This window comes from Geothrix sp., assembly GCF_020622065.1.
GTDB lineage: Bacteria > Acidobacteriota > Holophagae > Holophagales > Holophagaceae > Geothrix.
On the sequence record NZ_JAHRYQ010000001.1, the window covers coordinates 874,019 to 890,415 of the forward strand.

Here is a 16,397-nt window from a genome sequence, read left to right on the forward strand (position 1 = left end):
GGCTTTTCCTCTGCGCCCTCTGCGATCTCTGCGGTCAAACAAAGAGGATGGGTGATGCCTAAGCGAACGGATCTGAAAAGTGTGCTGGTGCTCGGATCGGGGCCGATCCAGATCGGGCAGGCCTGCGAGTTCGACTACTCGGGGACGCAGGCGCTGAAGGCCCTGCGGGAAGAGGGCATCCGCACGATCCTGCTCAATTCCAACCCGGCCTCGATCATGACGGACCCGGGCCGGGCGGACGCCACCTACATCGAGCCCCTCACGCTGACGGTCCTCGAGAAGGTCATCGAGGCGGAGAAGCCCGACGCCATCCTCCCCACGGTGGGCGGCCAGACGGCCCTGAACCTCGCGATGGAGGCCCACGAGAGCGGTCTGCTTGAGCGGACGGGCGTGACGCTCATTGGCGCCCAGCCCGAGGCCATCAAGCGCGGCGAGGACCGCCAGCTCTTCAAGGCCCTCATGGATGACCTGGGGCTGGAGACCTGCCGTGGCGGCTTCGCCCACAACATGGCCGAGGCCCGCGACCTCCTCAAGCTCACGGGCTTTCCCGCCATTCTCCGCCCCAGCTTCACCCTGGGCGGCAGCGGCGGCGGCATCGCCTACAATGTGGACGAGTTCGAGACCATCGTGGCCCGGGGCCTGGATCTGAGCCCCACCAAGCAGGTGCTCATCGAGGAGAGCATCCTGGGCTGGAAGGAGTTCGAGCTGGAGGTGGTGCGCGACCTTGACGACAATGTCGAGGTGATCTGCTCCATCGAGAACCTGGATCCCATGGGCATCCATACAGGGGACAGCATCACGGTGGCCCCGGCTCTGACGCTCACGGATCCCGAGTACCAGCGCATGCGCGACGCGGCGCTGGCCGTCATCCGCGCCGTGGGCGTGGAGACCGGCGGGTCCAACATCCAGTTCGCCCTGGAGCCCGAGACCAGCCGCATCATCGTCATCGAGATGAACCCGCGCGTGAGCCGCAGCTCCGCGCTGGCCTCCAAGGCCACGGGGTTCCCCATCGCCTGGGTGGCCACGAAGCTGGCCCTGGGCTACCGGCTGTGGGAGCTGCCCAACGCCATCACCCGCATGACCAAAGCGGCCTTCGAGCCCGTGCTGGACTATGTGGTGGTGAAGATTCCGCGCTTCACCTTCGAGAAGTTCCCCCAGGCCGACAAGGTGCTGGGCACCCAGATGAAGAGCGTGGGTGAAGTCATGGCCCTGGGCCGCAGCTTCCAGGAAGCCCTGCAGAAGGCCATCCGCTCGCTCGAGGAGGGCCACCGCGGGATCTCGGGCGCCCTGGAGGGCAAGCTGGACCTGGGCCGTCTCAAGGAGCACCTGCTGATCCCCGGGCCCCAGCGCATCTTCTGGGTCTACCACGCGCTGAAGGCCGGGCACAGCGTGGAAGAGCTGCACCGCCTCACGAAGATCACGCCCTGGTTCCTCCGCGAGATCGAGGAGATCGTGGTGCTGGAGGGCCGCCTGCGCAGCTTCCCCGTGGACCGGCTGCCCGTGGAGCTGCTGGAGAAGGCCAAGCGCGCGGGATTCGCCGACGACCAGATCTCGGTGTTCTGCTCGGGAACCGAGGCCGAGGTGGCTGCGCGGCGGGAGGCCCTGGGGCTTCGCCCCGCCTACAAGCGGGTGGACACCTGCGCCGGCGAGTTCCGGGCCGAAACGCCCTACCTGTACGGCACCTGGGAGGATTTCAGCGAAGCGGAACCCACGGACCGGCCCAAGGCCATCGTGCTGGGCAGCGGCCCCAACCGCATCGGCCAGGGCGTGGAGTTCGACTGCTGCTGCGTGCAGGCCGTGGAGGCCATCCGGGCCAGCGGTGTGGAGGCCATCCTCATCAACTGCAATCCCGAGACTGTCAGCACGGACTTCGACACCAGCGACCGCCTCTACTTCGAGCCCCTCACCTACGAGCATGTGAAGGCCGTGGTGGACCGCGAAGCCGCGGGGGGCCACCTTCTGGGTGTCTTCGCCCAGTTCGGCGGCCAGACGCCGCTGAAGCTGGCCTCGCCCCTGCATGCCGCGGGCGTGAAGCTGCTGGGCACGCCGCTGAGCGCCATCCTCGACGCGGAGGACCGCGAGCGCTTCGGCCAGGCCCTCAAGCGCCTGAACATCCCCGCGCCCGCCTGGGGCATGGCCACCAGCTTCGAGCAGGCCAAGGAGATCGCCCACCGCCTCGCCTATCCGGTGATGGTGCGGCCCAGCTTCGTGCTGGGGGGCCGGGCCATGGCCGTGGTCTTCGACGACGCGGGTCTGGAAAAATACATGCGGGAGGCCGTGGCCGTGAGCAACGACCAGCCCGTGCTGCTGGACCGCTTCCTGGACGGCGCGCAGGAACTGGACATCGATGTGGTCTGCGACGGCGAGCAGGTGGTCATCGCGGGCCTGCTGGCCCACATCGAGGAGGCGGGCATCCACAGCGGCGACAGCTACGCCGTGATCCCCGCCCTGGGCGTGCCCGGGGACATCCTGGAGACCGTCAAGGGCTACGCCCGCAAGCTGGCCCTGGACCTGGGCGTGCGTGGCCTCATGAACCTGCAGTTCGCCGTGAAGGACGGCATCGCCTATTGCCTGGAGGCCAACCCCCGGGCCAGCCGCACGGTACCCTTCGTGAGCAAGGCCACGGGCATGGACTGGGCCGGCGTGGCCGCGCGCATCGGCCTGGGGCAGAGCCTGAAGGCCCAGGGCGTCACGGACGGCGTGCCCCGGGCGGTCTCGGTGAAGGGCGTGGTCTTCCCCTTCGCCAAGTTCCCCGGCGTGGATCCGGTGCTGGGCCCCGAGATGAAGAGCACCGGCGAGGTCATGGGCATCGGCGAGACCTTCGGCGAGGCCTATGCCAAGGCTTTGCTGGCGGCTGGGATTCCGCTGCCCCTGTCGGGCACGGTGTTCCTCACGGTGAACGATGCCGACAAGGCGCGGCTGCCGGAGCTGGCCCAGAAGCTCGTGGCCCTGGGCTTCGGCCTCTGCGCCACGGAAGGCACGGCCCGCACGCTGGAATCCGTGGGCCTCAAGGTGCGCCGCATCTTCAAGGTGAACGAAGGCCGCCCCAACGCCGTGGATCTGCTGAAGAACGGCGAGGTGCAGTGGGTCATCAACACGCCCCTGGGCCGCGACGCGTTCTTCGACGAAGGCGCCATCCGCAAGGAGGCCCTGCGCCTGAAGATCCCCTGCCTCACCAACCTCAGCGCCGCCCTCGCCGCCTGCGAAGCCGTGGAGACCCTGCGCGGCGAAATGAAGGTGCGGGCCATCCAGAATCTGGCCCCGGGGGCGTGAAACCGCGAATGGCGTGAATAATCGCGCATGGGGAGCGAGGTCGCTTTCGCGACTTCGCGCCCATGGGCGTCATTCGCGGTTAGAGTCTTTCCTCCGGAGGCTCCCATGTCCGTCACCGACCGCATCCAGTCCTTCCTGGCCTCGGGCCCCTTCGCGGTGGTGGGCGCCAGCACGGACCGCTCGAAGTACGGCAACAAGGTGCTGCGCTGCTACCAGCAGCACGGGAAAGAGGTCTATCCCATCAACCCCAAGGCGCCGGAGGTGGAGGGCCTGAAGGCCTATCCCTCGCTGGCGGCGCTGCCGGTGCAGGTGCCGGCCATCTCGATCATCACGCCGCCCGCCGCCACGGAGTCGGTGGTGCGCGAGGCTGCGGCCGCAGGTGTGAAGCACATCTGGATGCAGCCTGGCGCTGAGAGCGACGCGGCCATCGCCACGGCCGAAGCACTGGGAATGAACGTCATCGCGGGCGGCCCGTGTCTGCTTGTGGTGATGGGGTATCACGAGTGAGGCCGCTTGCGCGGCCTCACTCGGACAAGGGCTGGACCATCAGCCTAGGCCAGCCCCAGGCTCCGCCGCACTTCCAGGCGGTGCTCCTCATGGGCCTGGATCACCTTCGGCACCTCGCTGCGCCACAGCGTCGAAAAAGCGGCGAAGGAGATGGTCGGCTTCGCTTCGGCGCCAGGCGTCGAGCGTTCGATTGAGTCCTGCGAGGACATCTCGCGGGTACCAGGCTTGGGGATCATGGGTGGGGTTCCTCAGAAGAGAAAGGTAAGCGGTCTGGAGCTGGTAGGCAACCACCGATTCCACGGGCTTGGGCCGTGCGCGCACGCTGGCGAGGGCATCCTGGCCTTCGGTCATGCGGCCCGATCCTTCCTCATCCACCCGCACATGGTAGACCTGCAGGGAGCGGCCCACCCGCGGGGCCAGGCCCAGGAAGGTGAAGGGCGCCCAGGCGTGGGCCCGGGCCATGCGATCCAGGGGCACATAGCGCCCCTCGCGCTCGGAGCGGGCCAGCATGGCCCGGAGCGAGCCCTCCGGGTCGCGGTCCGTGTAGGCCAGGTGGATCTCGCCGCAGCCCTCACGCCGGATGCGGCCCAGGAGGAAGGCGACGCCCTCGGGGTCCGTGTGGGGCGCGTCGAAGACGGCGCCGAAGGCCGGCCCCAGGGCCAGGGCGCCGGTGGTCTTGCCGGTGGCCTGGCCGCCCATGAAGAGGATCACGGGCTCGCCGTGGGCGCGGGCGAGGGCGCGGTCCCGCAGCCGCTTGCCCAGGGCGTTCAGGTGGATGGAGGCGCGTCCCGCTGGATCCTCCAGGGCCTCGTAGCCCTGCGTGGGGTTGCGGCGGAGGCTGGGCAGCAGGGTGGCGAGCACATCGCCGTTGACCAGCTGGCCGTCGAGGGTGCCGGGCCGGGCGGCGTAGTCGTCCAAGGCGGCGTCGGAGCGGCGGGCCAGGCCTGCGGCCTCGGCCTCCAGGGCCCCCCGGAGGTCCCTCCGCTCCGCGGGTTCCAGCTCCCAGTAGGAGCGACGCTCATGCCAGGGCACCTGGTGCCAGGGGGCCGGCGGGCGGAGCGGGTCGGGGGGCATCACCCCCAGCCTAGCGGGATATGCTCGGAGCCATGTCCTCCTCAGAATCCCGGTCCGAATCTGCGCGCATCCTCCTCTTTCCCGGCCAGGGCACGGAGGCCGTGGGCATGTCCGCGGGCTGGGAAGCCCATGGGGCCTGGCGCCGCGCGCTGGAGGCCGCGGAGGCCCACACGGGCAGCCCCTTGAGACGCCTGATGGCCGAAGGCCCCCTGGAGGAGCTCCGCCGGCAGTGCCACGCGCCCTTCGCGGTGCTGGCCCATTCCGTGGGCATCTTCCAGGCCCGGCGCGAGGCCGGCATGCCCCTCCCCGTGGCGGCGACCGGGCACAGCATGGGCTTCTATTCGGCCCTGGTGGCCGCGGGGGTGGTGCCCCTGGAGGCGGCCCTGGCGCTGATCTCGGCCGTGGAGGATCTGAGCGCGGCGGCCTTCGCGGGCACGCCCATGGGCATGGCCTTCGTCATCGGCGTGGCCGAGGCGGAGGTCCGACAGGCGCTATCCGACCGCGCGGACTTGGTGCTGTCCAACCGCAACGGCCGGGCCCAGTTCACGGTGTCCGGGCCGCTGCCGTCCCTGGAAGGTCTGGTGGAGGCCCTTCGTCCCTCGGCCATGAAGGCCGGGCTGCTGCCGGTCCGGCATCCCCTCCATGGGCCCCACATGGCGGCCCTGCTGCCCGCCCTGGCCCGCCGGCTGGCGGCGGTGGAGCCTGCGGCGCCGGCCTTTCCGCTGATCTCCCATTTCGATGGGCGTCTGATCGTCGATGGGGCGGCGGCCTGGGATGAGGGCCTCGCCTCCGTGGCCCTTCCCGTGGATTGGCTGGCGGTGGTGGCGCGTCTGAAGGTGCTGGCCGCGCCCCTGGCGGAGTGCGGTTATGGCAGCCAGCTGTCGGGCCTGACCCGCTGGGCGGAGCGCGGACTGATGGTGGATTCGCTCCAGGTCCCCCCGCAACCTTCCTGAGTCGCCCATCGGAATGGATTGGTAAAAAGCGATTCCGACATGGGCGCGGTCCCCTAGCTATGCCGCCGGGGGCTCTGCCATGATGGGCACCTCACCCCCTTCCCCAGGACGCGCCCGATGCCGGCATCCTCTCTCATCCTCGGTGAAGCACTCGCCAATCGGTGCTCTCAGGTGCTCTACCGCTGTCTCGAGGAGGTCGGGAGCACCAAGGGGGCCCTCTACCTGCGGGTGCCGGATGGAGTCGGCTTCCAGGTGGTGAGCTTCTACGGCTGGCCCCGGGGCACCCGGCCCCCGGTCTCCCTGCCCCTGGATCACCCGCTGACGGTGCGGGCCCAGCGGGAACGCCGGACCTTCGTGGTGAACGACGCCTCGGAATCGCCGGAGCTGGCCGCCTTCGGGCAGGGTGGGGAGTGGCCCCGCTACCTCATCACGCCGGTCTACCTCCAGGGCGACTGGGTGGGGTTGCTGATCCAGCGGGACCGCATCAAGGGCGGGACCTTCGACGCGGATCGGGATGGCCCGCCCACGGTGGCCATCTGCGAGGATCTGGCCGTGTCCTTGAAGGAGTTTCACCTCTACGGCGGGTCGGGAACCGGCTCCTCCCTGGCCGTTCCCGCAGGGGACCTCGATCCCGGTCCGGCCCCCGGCGACCTGCCCACGGCCTCCGCCATCATCGATGAAGTGGCCCCCGTGCCCGAGCGATTGCTGCCGGTGGTGGGATCCGCGGTGCCTGCCATCCGCGCCCCCGAAACGCGCCTCCCCTCCAGCGGACCCGCCGACCAGGAGCAGCTTCACGGATTCCCGGGGGGCCAGGACGGCTATGCCGCGCTGCCCTGGGAAGCGGACCGCACCCTCAGCGGCTGGGTGGCGCCTCCCCCGGTGAGCCCGGAACGCCAGCATGGGATGATGCCGCCCGAGCAGCGGGCCTTCTTCTGGGAGATCGCGGGCCTCCTGTGTCAGATCCTGTCGGCCAGCGCAGTGGCGCTCTGGGTGGAGGACCCCGAGGAGATCCGCCCCATCCTGGCCTTCAGCACGCTTCCGCTCTCGCCGGAACTGCAGCAGCAGATCCTGGCCCACGCCACCTTCCACCTGCCCGCGGTGCGGGAGACGGACCTCCGCCTCATCACCCGGACGGAGATGCCCGAGGTGCCGGAGCTCAAGGGTGCCTTCGCCACCTACATGCCCCTCCTGCTCAACGAAACGCCCCAGGGCCATGACCTGATGATGGTGTTCCGGACGGAGGACCACTCGTTTTCCATCACCGAGATCGAGGCCATCCAGCAGTTGAGCCGGGTGCTGGGGCTCTACCTCCAGGAGGCCCGCCTCCACGAGCGGTACCACCACGCGTTCCTGTCGGTGAGCCACCGCATCCTGCAGTCCGGCGAAAGCCGCGTGCCCACCCTGCGGCCGCACAGCCTGGCCACGGCCCGCCTGGCCAGGGATCTGGCCCTGCGCCTCGAGTTGCCCACTGAGGAAGTCGAAGCCGTGAGCATCGCGGCCATCCTCCACGATGTGGGCCTGCTGCTGCTGGATCCCCAGATGCTCGCCAAACCGCAGCTGACGGAGGAGGAACTCAAGAAGGTGCGGAACCATCCCGAGCTGGCGGCGGTCTTCCTCAAGGACCTGCGCTTCCCCTTCGATGTGGTGAAGATGATCCGGCACCATCACGAGCGCTGGGACGGCCACGGCTACCCGGACGGGCTGCGCGAGACGGCCATCCCCATCGGCAGCCGCATCATCGGCCTCATCGAGGCCTACGAGGTGATGACCAGCGGCAAGGGCTACCGACGGCCCAAGGGGTTCCGCCAGGTGCTGGCGGAGCTGCAGAACGAATCCGGCTCCCAGTTCGATCCCACCGTCCTGGAGGCGTTTTCCGAGCTCATGACACGAAAGGGCGAGCGGGCCTGATAATTTAGGTTCCGGAGCTCCCATGCCCACCCCCCGTTCCCAGCATGGATTCACGATGGCCCTGGCCCTGGCCATGATCGTGGTGATGGGCGTGATGCTGCTGAAGATCGGCCCCCTGGTGAGCGCGGAGGTCCAGCGGGAGAACGAGGCCGAGCTGATCTTCCGGGGGGAGGCCATCGCCACGGCGCTCCGGGTCTATTTCGCCAAGAACGGTCGCTACCCCACCGATCTCGAGGAAGTCATGAAGATCCGGCCCCGCATCCTGCGGCAGAAGTACAAGGATCCGATGACCGCCGCGGGCGATTGGGAATTCATCACCCAGGTGCAGCCCGGGGCTTCGGGGAACACCGAGGGGCTTCCCATCGTCGGCGTGCGCAGCCGCAGCATCAAGGACAGCTTCCGCATCTATCAGAACAAGGAGCTGTACCACGACTGGCTCTTCACCGCCGATCAGAACCTGCTGGGGTTTGGCCCTGGCGGGGCTCCGGGGGCGGCGTCAGGCGCGGCCTCGGGTGATGACCGGAGCAAGACCGGGACCAAACCCGGTGCCACCCCGGTGACGCCCGCTTCCCCGAAATTGTGAGGGTGCATGAACCTGAAAGTACTGACCGCCCTCCTGGTGCCGGCCCTCGCCCTGGGCGCCCAGGATTTCCGGGGCTGGGTCCGGGGCCTGGAAGCCCGGGGCATCGCCGTATCTGCGGGGATCTGGGATGCGGAAACCGGCAAGGCCCTGGACCGCCACCGGGAAACCCAGGCCCTGGTGCCCGCGAGCACCACCAAGGCGGTCACCACCTACGCGCTCCTCAAGACGCTCAAGCCGGACTCCACGATCGAGACCGAGGTCTGGGGCGATCTCAAGGACGGGGTGGTGCAGGGGGACCTGACCTTCAAAGGGGATGGGGATCCCCTTTTCACCAGCGAGCGCATCTGGCTGTTGGCCCAATCGCTGAAGAAGCAGGGGATCCGGCGCGTCGCAGGTAGCATCCGGCTGGATCAGAGCGCCTTCGACGCCCAGCGCGAGCCGTCGGGATGGGAAAACACCTCGGCCGACACGCTGCCCGAGGTGCGGGCCCTTTCCGTGAACTTCAACCGCGATGAGAACGGCCGCCTGGCGGGGGATGCCGACCGGCTGGCCCGGGAGACCATCCAGAAGATCCTGCAGGAGACCGGCATCGCCGTGGAGGGCCGGGCCAACCTCCAGGACACTCCCCGGAAGCTGGCCTCCTGGACCTCGCCGCCACTGCGCGCCCTGGTGCTCGACATCAACAAATGGTCGAACAACTTCATGATCGAGATGCTGGTGCGCCGGTTCGGCGCGGGATCCTGGCCCCGAGGGGTCCAGCGCATCCAGGCCTTCTACCGGACGGCCTTCAACCTGGGGCCGGAGGCCATCCAGATCACGGACGGATCGGGCCTCAGCAAGGACAACCGGCTGTCGGCCCGCACCCTGGGCACCATCCTCCGGGGCGCCTACTACGATTTCGAGGTGGGGCCCGAATTCGTGGCCTCGCTGAAGATCATCGGGGGCGAACCCTGGAAGCTGAGGGTGAAGGATGCGAACCTCACCCGCCGGGTGCGGGTGAAGACCGGGCACCTGGACCGCGTCACGAGCCTCTGCGGCTACCTCCAGACCCTCGACGGCCAGGTCCGCGTGTTTGCCATCCTGCTGAACGGCCCGGCCCGTGACGAGGATGTCTGGGAGCAGGTGTCCCGCTGGGCCAACTGAAGGCTCCGCGGGTTGATGACCCTCAGATCGGTCATTGTTGAAGGTCTCCGCCGAGGGGACGATAGAGAGGTGCAGGAGTTCTCATGCCCCGTATTGCCATCGTGGACGACAGCCGGCTGGTTCGGGCCTTCGCCGCGGCCGCCTTGCGGGCCAAGGGGTTCGAGACGGTGGAAGTGGAGCCCACCTCGCTCTTCGAGGTGCTGAGGGTGTTGAGGGTGACGCCCGTGGACCTGCTTCTGGCCGATTTCCTCATGCCGGCCTGTCCCGGCGAAAGCCTGATCCGCGCCTGCCGGGAGGACGGGGCCCTCCAGGACCTGCCCATCCTCGTGGTCTCGGCCCATCGGGACGACGCCAGCCTGATCCGGCTCCAGCAGCTCGGCATCTCGGGGTTCCTCCTGAAGCCCGTGGATGCCTCGACCCTGGCCGACCGGGTGGCCGAGGCCCTTGCGGGTTGATCCCCCCGCGGAGAGGCTGGATCCATGTCTGAAACGGTGGCGCCGGGTACCCCGGACGCAAGGGGATTGACGGCCCTGGTGCTCGGGGCCTCCCTGCTGGGGTTCGCGGCCATGCTCGTGCGCTGGTCCGCCCCGGCGGGACCTTTGGCCATCGGCTTCTACCGCATGGCCATCGCCCTGCCGCCTGTGGCCTGGCTGGCCTGGCGCGCCCGCGGAAGCGGAGGGCCCGGCGCAAGCCGGGCCCGGCTCTGGGCGGCCGTGGCGGGGGTCTGCTTCGTGGCAGACCTCTGGATGTGGCACACCTCCCTCCACCACACGAGCGCGGCCAACTCCACGCTCCTGGTGGCCCTGGCGCCCATCTGGGTGGCGGTCGTCTCCGTGACCTGGATGGGCGCGAAGCTCCGGAAGCGGTTCTGGCTGGGCGTGGTCCTTGCACTGGCGGGGGCCCTGGTGCTGGGCTTCGCCAAGGGGGCCCGCTGGGGCACGGGCCTGGGCGAGCTGCTCGGCGCCCTGGCTTCCCTCGCCTACGGGGCCTTCACCCTGGCCCTGGGGCGGGCCCGGCGCGACCTCAGCGCGCCCGAGGCGCTGTTCTGGGTCATCCTCTGCTGCACGGCGGGCTTCGGGGCGCTGGGCCTCGCCCAGGGCGAGGCCTTCCACGGGTACCCGTCCCAGGCCTGGTGGGCCCTGGCGGGGCTCGGGCTCGGGGTGCAGGTGGTGGCCTGGTGGCTCATCACCTGGGGCATGGGCCATGTGCCCACCAACCTGGGTGCCATGGGCCTGATGGTCCAGCCCGTGGCCACGGTGATCCTGGGCTGGCTGCTGCTGGGCGAATCCGTGCGGCCCCTGCAGGGCGTCGGCACGCTCCTGGTGTTGGCCGGCATCGCCGCCTGCGCCTTCGCGCCGCCCGTGGCGGCCGGTGAACCGGAGGTCAGACGCTGAGGCGCAGCCGCAGGCCCAGGACCTTGGCTGGTCCCCGGTCGCGGTTGTAGCCGGGGTTGCGGATCCACTGCAGGTCGGGCGACAGCCGCAACCAGGGGCGGGGTGCCCAGGCGTAGTAGGCCTCGACCACCTGCTCGCGGGCGGCCGCCAGGCGGCCATCGCCCAGGACGAAGCCCTGCCCGCCCGCGGCCAGGTAGGCCCGGTGGCTGGGGGACAGATCCTGGATGGAGAGCGCCAGGCCCCACCGATCCTCGCTCCCCCGGCCCCGCGCCTGGCCCCCGAAGGAGAGGGAGCGATCCGCCTCGGTGAAGGCGAACGATTCGGTGCGACCGTCGTTCGAGGCCAGGCGGAGGAACAACCCCTTCGTGGCTTCGGGGTCGAGGGGTTGCTCCAGGTTCAGCACCCAGCCGCGTTTGGCGCGGCCGGGGCGGCGGGTGGCGGTGACATCGGGGACCCCGGTGCCGGTCCCGGTGCTGGTTCCGGCGCTGGTCCCGGCGAGGGCGAGGGCCGCCGCGTAATCACCCATCCGGGCGTGGTTCGCAAAGGCCAGCAGGCGGAGGATGGGACCCCCGTCCGGCTGGAGGGTGAGCTGGACATTGTCGCTGTGGGCCTGGGGAAGGGCGGCGTCGAGCTGGTTGCCGTTGGCCTCGGTGGGCATCTGGAAACGGCCCAGAGCCAGGGCCCAGCCCGGCTGGTGCAGCTCCGCGGCCAGGCCGCGGGTGTAGCCGCGGGTATCGGCCGCGAAGTCCCAGGCCGGGGCGTTGAACAGGCTCCAGTTCATGAACTGGGTCCGCGGCGCGCCGGCGAAAGCGCTGGTGTCGAACAGATCGTTGGCGGCCAGTTTTCCCAGGGTGAAAACGAGGCGCCGGGTGGGAACCCGCCCGGGCAGCTGGTCCATGGCGCGGCTGACGGTTTCCTCGGTTCCTCCCAGGGGCAAGGTCCAGCGGCCGAAAAGCCGGGCGAGGTAGGGGCTCTGCCCGAGGTCGCCGGAACCCTGGCGCACCGCATCCCCATTCGGCAGGCCGGCCAGACCGATGGTCTTTCCCACGCCCGATCCCCGGAACAGCTCCACATCCAGATAGATCTGGAAGCGGGCCGTGAACTGGGTTCCGAAGTAGGCTCCGTAGGTCTGCGTGATGGCCCGGTCCCCGCCCCCGGTGAGGCTGTTCGGCCCCGCGTAGGGGCTGGTGAAGGGCCGCAGGTCCTGGCCGATGAAGGTGGCCTGGAGGCCCAGCAGCTCAGGTGCGGGTCCCTGCGCCATCAGGAGGGCAGGCAGGGCGAGGCCCAGAAAGGCGGTCCAAATCATTCGCATGGCTACTCCGGCGTGAGAACGCCCCGTTCCTCGCGGTAGGCGAAGAGCTCCCCGAAGCGGCCCCAGGCGACGAGGGTCTCGAAGGTCAGGTCGGGGTTCTCCATGGGCAGCCGGGAATGGATCTCGGCCAGGACCTCCTCCCGGGGCAGTTTGCCCTCGTGGAATTCCAGCATGTCGCGGATGACGCGGAAGAGCTTGAGGTCCAGCAGGCGCTCCTTCCAGATCTCCTTGCGCTCCTCCATGCCGGCGCGGATGAAGCGGGTGCCCAGCGGCGTGAGCAGCACCATGCGCTTGGGCGTATCCACCAGGTCGAGCATCTCCGCGGCCTTCACCGAGGACAGCACTTTTTCGAAGGCCACATGGGTGGCGGCGACCACCTGGAAGAGTTCCGAGCTGCCGCCCTGGGTCTCGAGATACTCCATGAGGCCCAGGATGTCCGTGCTCTGGGCACTCGGCAGCGGCTCGACCACATCGGGCTCCAGCGAAGGCTCCACGGTGGTCACCTGGATGTCCGGCAGTTCTGTGGAGGTGATGATGTCGTGGAGCTGGTCCACCAGCCGGAGGAACTCGGGCGAGCGCATGTTCCGGGGGCGGGGCAGGGGATTGTCCACGATGGTGCGCACCCGGCCCGGATTGGCGGAAAGCACGGCGATGCGATCCGCCATGTAGACGACTTCCTTGATGTCGTGGCTGACCATCAGGATGGAGGAGGGATTGCGTTCGGCATCCTCCCAGATGTCGAGGATCTCCGCCCTGAGGCCTTCCGCCGTGAGGGCGTCCACTTGGCTGAAGGGCTCGTCCATGAAGAGGATCTCGGGATCCACGCTCAGGGCCCGGGCCATGCCCACGCGCTGCTTCATGCCACCCGACAGCTCACGGGGATAGGCCTCCTCGAAGCCCTCCAGACCCACCAGGGTGATGGCTCGATTGGCGCGGGAACGGACCTCCTCCTCGGGCATGCCCTTGGCGCGAAGCACGGTGCGGACATTCTCCTCCACGGTCATCCAGGGATAGAGCGCGAAACCCTGGAACACGATGGAGACCCCGGGGTTCAGGGTTTCAAGGCGCGCGCCGTGGTACCGCACATCGCCCTTGGAGGGGTCGATCAGGCCCGCGAAGATGCGCAGGATGGTGGACTTTCCACACCCGGAGGGGCCGATAAGGCAGAGCACCTCGTTGGGCCGGATGTCGAGATTGATGTCCTCCAGGACGCGCAGCATGTTGCCGTTGCCGCGGTCGAAGGATTTCTGGACGGCCTTGAGTTCGCAGATCGGAGCGTCAGCCATGGGACACCTACTTCGTGAGGGAATAGCGGGTGGAGGCGAGCTTGTAGCAGGGCTTCCAGACGAGGCGGTTGAAGGCCACCACCAGGGTGGACATGAGCATGACGCTCGCCGCGAGGAGGGGCAGGTCCTTGTGGTACGCCGCGGCGCTCACGGTGGATCCCAGGCCCCAGGTGCTCAGGACATGGCCCTTGATCTCAGCGTACTCGGCCACGATGCTGGCGTTCCAGGCCCCGCCCGCCGCGGTCACCCAGCCCGTCACCAGGTAGGGGAAGATGGCCGGAAGGTAGAGCGCCTTCATGCGGTGCCAGCGCGACAGGCGGAAGCTCGTCGCCGCCTCCCGCAAGTCGCCGGGAATGGCCATGGCGCCAGCGATGACATTGAAGAGGATGTACCACTGGGTGCCGAGAAGCATCAGCAGAATGCAGCCGTAGTTGAGTCCCACGCCGAAGGCCGCAAGCACGGCGATGACAATGGGGAAGAGCATGGGAGCAGGGAAGGAGGCTGCCACCTGCACCACGGGCTGGAGGATCTTGGACAAGCGCGGGGACAGCCCGATGGCGAGGCCGGCCGGAACGGCCCAGAGCGAACCGAGGATGGTGGAAATCAGCACCCGGGACAGGGTGAGGCCGCCGGCCTTGAGCAGATTCCACCACTGCGCCGGAGGGATGGTCTTCAGGACGCCGAGCAGCCGTATGGCGGCAATGATGGAGAAGACCATGAGGACCACGAGCGCGAGGTTCGCGAGCCAGCGGCCGCCACGCAGCCGCGGAGACATCCGGCGTTCGGGCAGGCTCCGCGGGGCGGCGGGTCGAGACGAGGCGGACTTGACCAGGTGGACGCGGCGGGTCTCCAGCCAGCGGATGAGTCGGGAGCGGCGGACGAGCTTGAGCAGCCAGCTCCGGGGTGCCTCAGCCTGGCTGCTCTCCTCGACACGGAAGCGCTGGGCCCACACCACCACCGGGCGCCAGAGAAGCTGGTCGAGGAACACGATCATGATCACCATGGCCAGGACTGCGTAGATCATGGCGGGCACATTGCCCTGTTCCACAGCCACGCTCATGTAGGAGCCGAGACCCGGCAGGCGGAAGTCCTTGTCGCCGAGCTTGAAGGCCTCCGTGATCATGAGGAAGAACCACCCGCCGGCCATGCTCATCATGCTGTTCCAGACGAGGCCCGTGGTGCCGTAAGGCAGCTCGACCCACTTGAAGCGCTGCCACCAGTTGAAGCCGTAGACCGTACCGGCCTCCTGCATGTCCTGAGGTACCGACTTCAGTGAGTGATAGAGGCTGAAGGTCATGTTCCAGGCCTGGCCGGTGAAAATCATCACCACGGCAGCCAGCTCCAGACCCAGGTTGCTGCGGGGGAACAGGGCCACCAGGGCCAGTACCAGGCCGGGCATGAAACCCAGCACGGGAATGCTCTGGAGGATGTCGAGCAGGGGGATGAGCAGCTTCTCGGCGCGGCTGTCCTTGGCGGCCCAGAACGCATAGACGAGGGTGAAGGCGAGGCTGATGGCATAGGCCACCAGGCCCCGCATCATGGAAAAGAAGGTGTACTTGGGCAGAGCCCAAGGCGACAGGCTGATCTCCACCAGGGGCCGGTGCGCTCCGGTCCATTGGCGGCCCATGATGACCAGGCCATAGAGGATGGCGCAGCCCGCCAGGAGGACCAGGAGGTCCACCCAGCGGCGGCGTTTGATGGGGTACATGAGGGCCGCGGCTTGGCCCCAGACGGTGTCGAGCAGGCGATGGATCATGGCCGGTCCGGTCAGGTGGATGCGGCGCGGTCGGGTGCGTCGCCATCCCGTTCAGGGTGCGGATTCGGGGGAGCCGGAAAAGCGTAGGGGTGCCGCCTCAGCGGGCGGCGCGACTCGACGGAGGTTCGGAGAGGTCGGCTTGTCGTCCCATCGAACCTCCTTTCCGGCGCCAGGGCCAAAGCCAGTCTGACCGCCCATGAAGGGGGGGGTCAACCCGGGAATCCCCAGGAAGTTCAGGGCCTCGGCACGGCCTGGAGCAGCTGGGCGATGGCGTGGTCCGTGGTGGCCCCGTCCGCCTCGCTTTCGAAGGTGAGGAGCAGCCGGTGACGCAGCACATCGGGCGCCAGGTCGACCACATCCTGGGGCAGGACATGGTCGCGGCCCTGGAGGTAGGCCAGGGCGCGCGAGGAGGCCTGCAGGGCCAGGGAGGCCCGGGGGCTGGCGCCGCAGCGGAGCAGCTCCTTGCCCTTCCAGGGCTTGCCATGACCGGGCCGGGTGGCCTGGACGAGCCGGACGATGTACGAGCGGATGGCGTCGTCGAGCCGGACCTGCTCGGCCTCGCGGCCCAAGGCCAGCAGGCTGGGGCCATCCACCACCGGCCGGACTTCATCGCCATTCAGATGGGCCCGGCGCAGCACCTCGATCTCCTCCTCCTGCTTGGGATAGTCCACGCGGAGCTTGAAGAGGAAGCGGTCCATCTGGGCTTCGGGCAGGGGGAAGGTGCCCTCCTGCTCCAGGGGGTTCTGCGTGGCCAGCACCAGGAACGGGTTGGGCAGAGGGAAGCTCTCGTCGCCCAGGGTCACCTGCCGTTCCTCCATGGCCTCGAGGAGAGCGGCCTGCACCTTGGAGGGCGCGCGGTTGATCTCGTCGGCCAGCAGCAGGTTCGCGAAGATGGGCCCCCGCTTGGGCGTGAAGGTGAGCTGCTTGGGGTCGAAGATGAGGGTGCCCACGACATCGCTGGGCAGCAGGTCCGGCGTGAACTGGATGCGGCGGAAGCTGGTGTGGCTGGCCGCGGCCAGCGTCTTGATGGTGCGCGTCTTCGCCAGGCCGGGCAGGCCCTCCAGCAGCACATGGCCGCGGCAGAGCAGGGCCACCAGCAGGCGACTCAGCAGCTGGGGCTGGCCCACGATCACCTTGCGGCATTCGGCGAGGAGAGGTTCCAGAGGGGTGGTGGAGGCGGCCATGGGGTGTCCCGGAAGTTCCCCCAT

The 16,397-nt window shown here is 68.8% G+C and carries 13 protein-coding genes; 8 read left to right on the plus strand and 5 right to left on the minus strand.

The features are described 5' to 3' along the window. The first annotated feature begins 54 nt into the window (after window positions 1-54). Together carB and QZ647_RS04075 are read left to right on the plus strand one after the other, a co-directional pair. Window positions 55-3,273 (plus strand): carbamoyl-phosphate synthase large subunit, encoded by a 3,219-nt coding sequence (gene carB / locus QZ647_RS04070; protein WP_291270944.1) that lies wholly within the window; start codon window positions 55-57, stop codon window positions 3,271-3,273. Between the two features lie 105 nt (window positions 3,274-3,378). Beyond that, window positions 3,379-3,780, plus strand: coding sequence for a CoA-binding protein (locus tag QZ647_RS04075; RefSeq protein WP_291270945.1), 402 nt, complete (start codon window positions 3,379-3,381; stop codon window positions 3,778-3,780). An 87-nt stretch (window positions 3,781-3,867) separates the two neighbouring features. On the opposite strand, the gene QZ647_RS04080 is transcribed toward QZ647_RS04075, so the two are convergent. Beyond that, window positions 3,868-4,854 (minus strand): hypothetical protein, encoded by a 987-nt coding sequence (locus tag QZ647_RS04080; RefSeq protein WP_291270946.1) that lies wholly within the window; start codon window positions 4,852-4,854, stop codon window positions 3,868-3,870. Between the two features lie 32 nt (window positions 4,855-4,886). On the opposite strand from QZ647_RS04080, the gene QZ647_RS04085 reads away from it, so the two are divergent. The 6 genes from QZ647_RS04085 (at window position 4,887) to QZ647_RS04110 (ending at window position 10,835) form a co-directional block, all read left to right on the plus strand. Then, window positions 4,887-5,807, plus strand: coding sequence for an ACP S-malonyltransferase (locus QZ647_RS04085; RefSeq protein ID WP_291270947.1), 921 nt, complete (start codon window positions 4,887-4,889; stop codon window positions 5,805-5,807). Window positions 5,808-5,924: 117 nt separating this feature from the next. Continuing rightward, window positions 5,925-7,715, plus strand: coding sequence for an HD domain-containing phosphohydrolase (locus tag QZ647_RS04090; RefSeq protein WP_291270948.1), 1,791 nt, complete (start codon window positions 5,925-5,927; stop codon window positions 7,713-7,715). Window positions 7,716-7,737: 22 nt separating this feature from the next. Then, window positions 7,738-8,298, plus strand: a complete 561-nt coding sequence (locus QZ647_RS04095) for a hypothetical protein (RefSeq protein WP_291270949.1) — start codon at window positions 7,738-7,740, stop codon at window positions 8,296-8,298. A 6-nt stretch (window positions 8,299-8,304) separates the two neighbouring features. Then, window positions 8,305-9,441, plus strand: a complete 1,137-nt coding sequence (locus QZ647_RS04100; RefSeq protein WP_291270950.1) for a D-alanyl-D-alanine carboxypeptidase — start codon at window positions 8,305-8,307, stop codon at window positions 9,439-9,441. Window positions 9,442-9,524: 83 nt separating this feature from the next. Then, on the plus strand, window positions 9,525-9,896 hold the full coding sequence (locus QZ647_RS04105) for a response regulator (RefSeq protein WP_286353621.1): 372 nt from the start codon (window positions 9,525-9,527) through the stop codon (window positions 9,894-9,896). 24 nt (window positions 9,897-9,920) lie between these two features. Continuing rightward, on the plus strand, window positions 9,921-10,835 hold the full coding sequence (locus QZ647_RS04110; RefSeq protein ID WP_291270951.1) for a DMT family transporter: 915 nt from the start codon (window positions 9,921-9,923) through the stop codon (window positions 10,833-10,835). Here the strand turns inward: QZ647_RS04110 and QZ647_RS04115 are convergent. The 4 genes from QZ647_RS04115 to QZ647_RS04130 all read right to left on the minus strand — a co-directional run bounded on the left by QZ647_RS04115 (window position 10,825) and on the right by QZ647_RS04130 (window position 16,373). Then, window positions 10,825-12,147, minus strand: coding sequence for a carbohydrate porin (locus QZ647_RS04115; protein WP_291270952.1), 1,323 nt, complete (start codon window positions 12,145-12,147; stop codon window positions 10,825-10,827). The genes QZ647_RS04110 and QZ647_RS04115 overlap by 11 nt on opposite strands. A gap of 2 nt (window positions 12,148-12,149) precedes the next feature. Beyond that, complete coding sequence (locus tag QZ647_RS04120) at window positions 12,150-13,433, minus strand: nitrate/sulfonate/bicarbonate ABC transporter ATP-binding protein (protein WP_291270953.1); 1,284 nt, start codon at window positions 13,431-13,433, stop codon at window positions 12,150-12,152. 7 nt (window positions 13,434-13,440) lie between these two features. After that, complete coding sequence (locus QZ647_RS04125; protein ID WP_291270954.1) at window positions 13,441-15,189, minus strand: ABC transporter permease subunit; 1,749 nt, start codon at window positions 15,187-15,189, stop codon at window positions 13,441-13,443. A gap of 233 nt (window positions 15,190-15,422) precedes the next feature. After that, a complete protein-coding gene (locus QZ647_RS04130) occupies window positions 15,423-16,373 on the minus strand; it encodes a MoxR family ATPase (protein ID WP_291270955.1) in 951 nt (316 codons plus the stop codon). Window positions 16,374-16,397 lie beyond the last annotated feature (24 nt).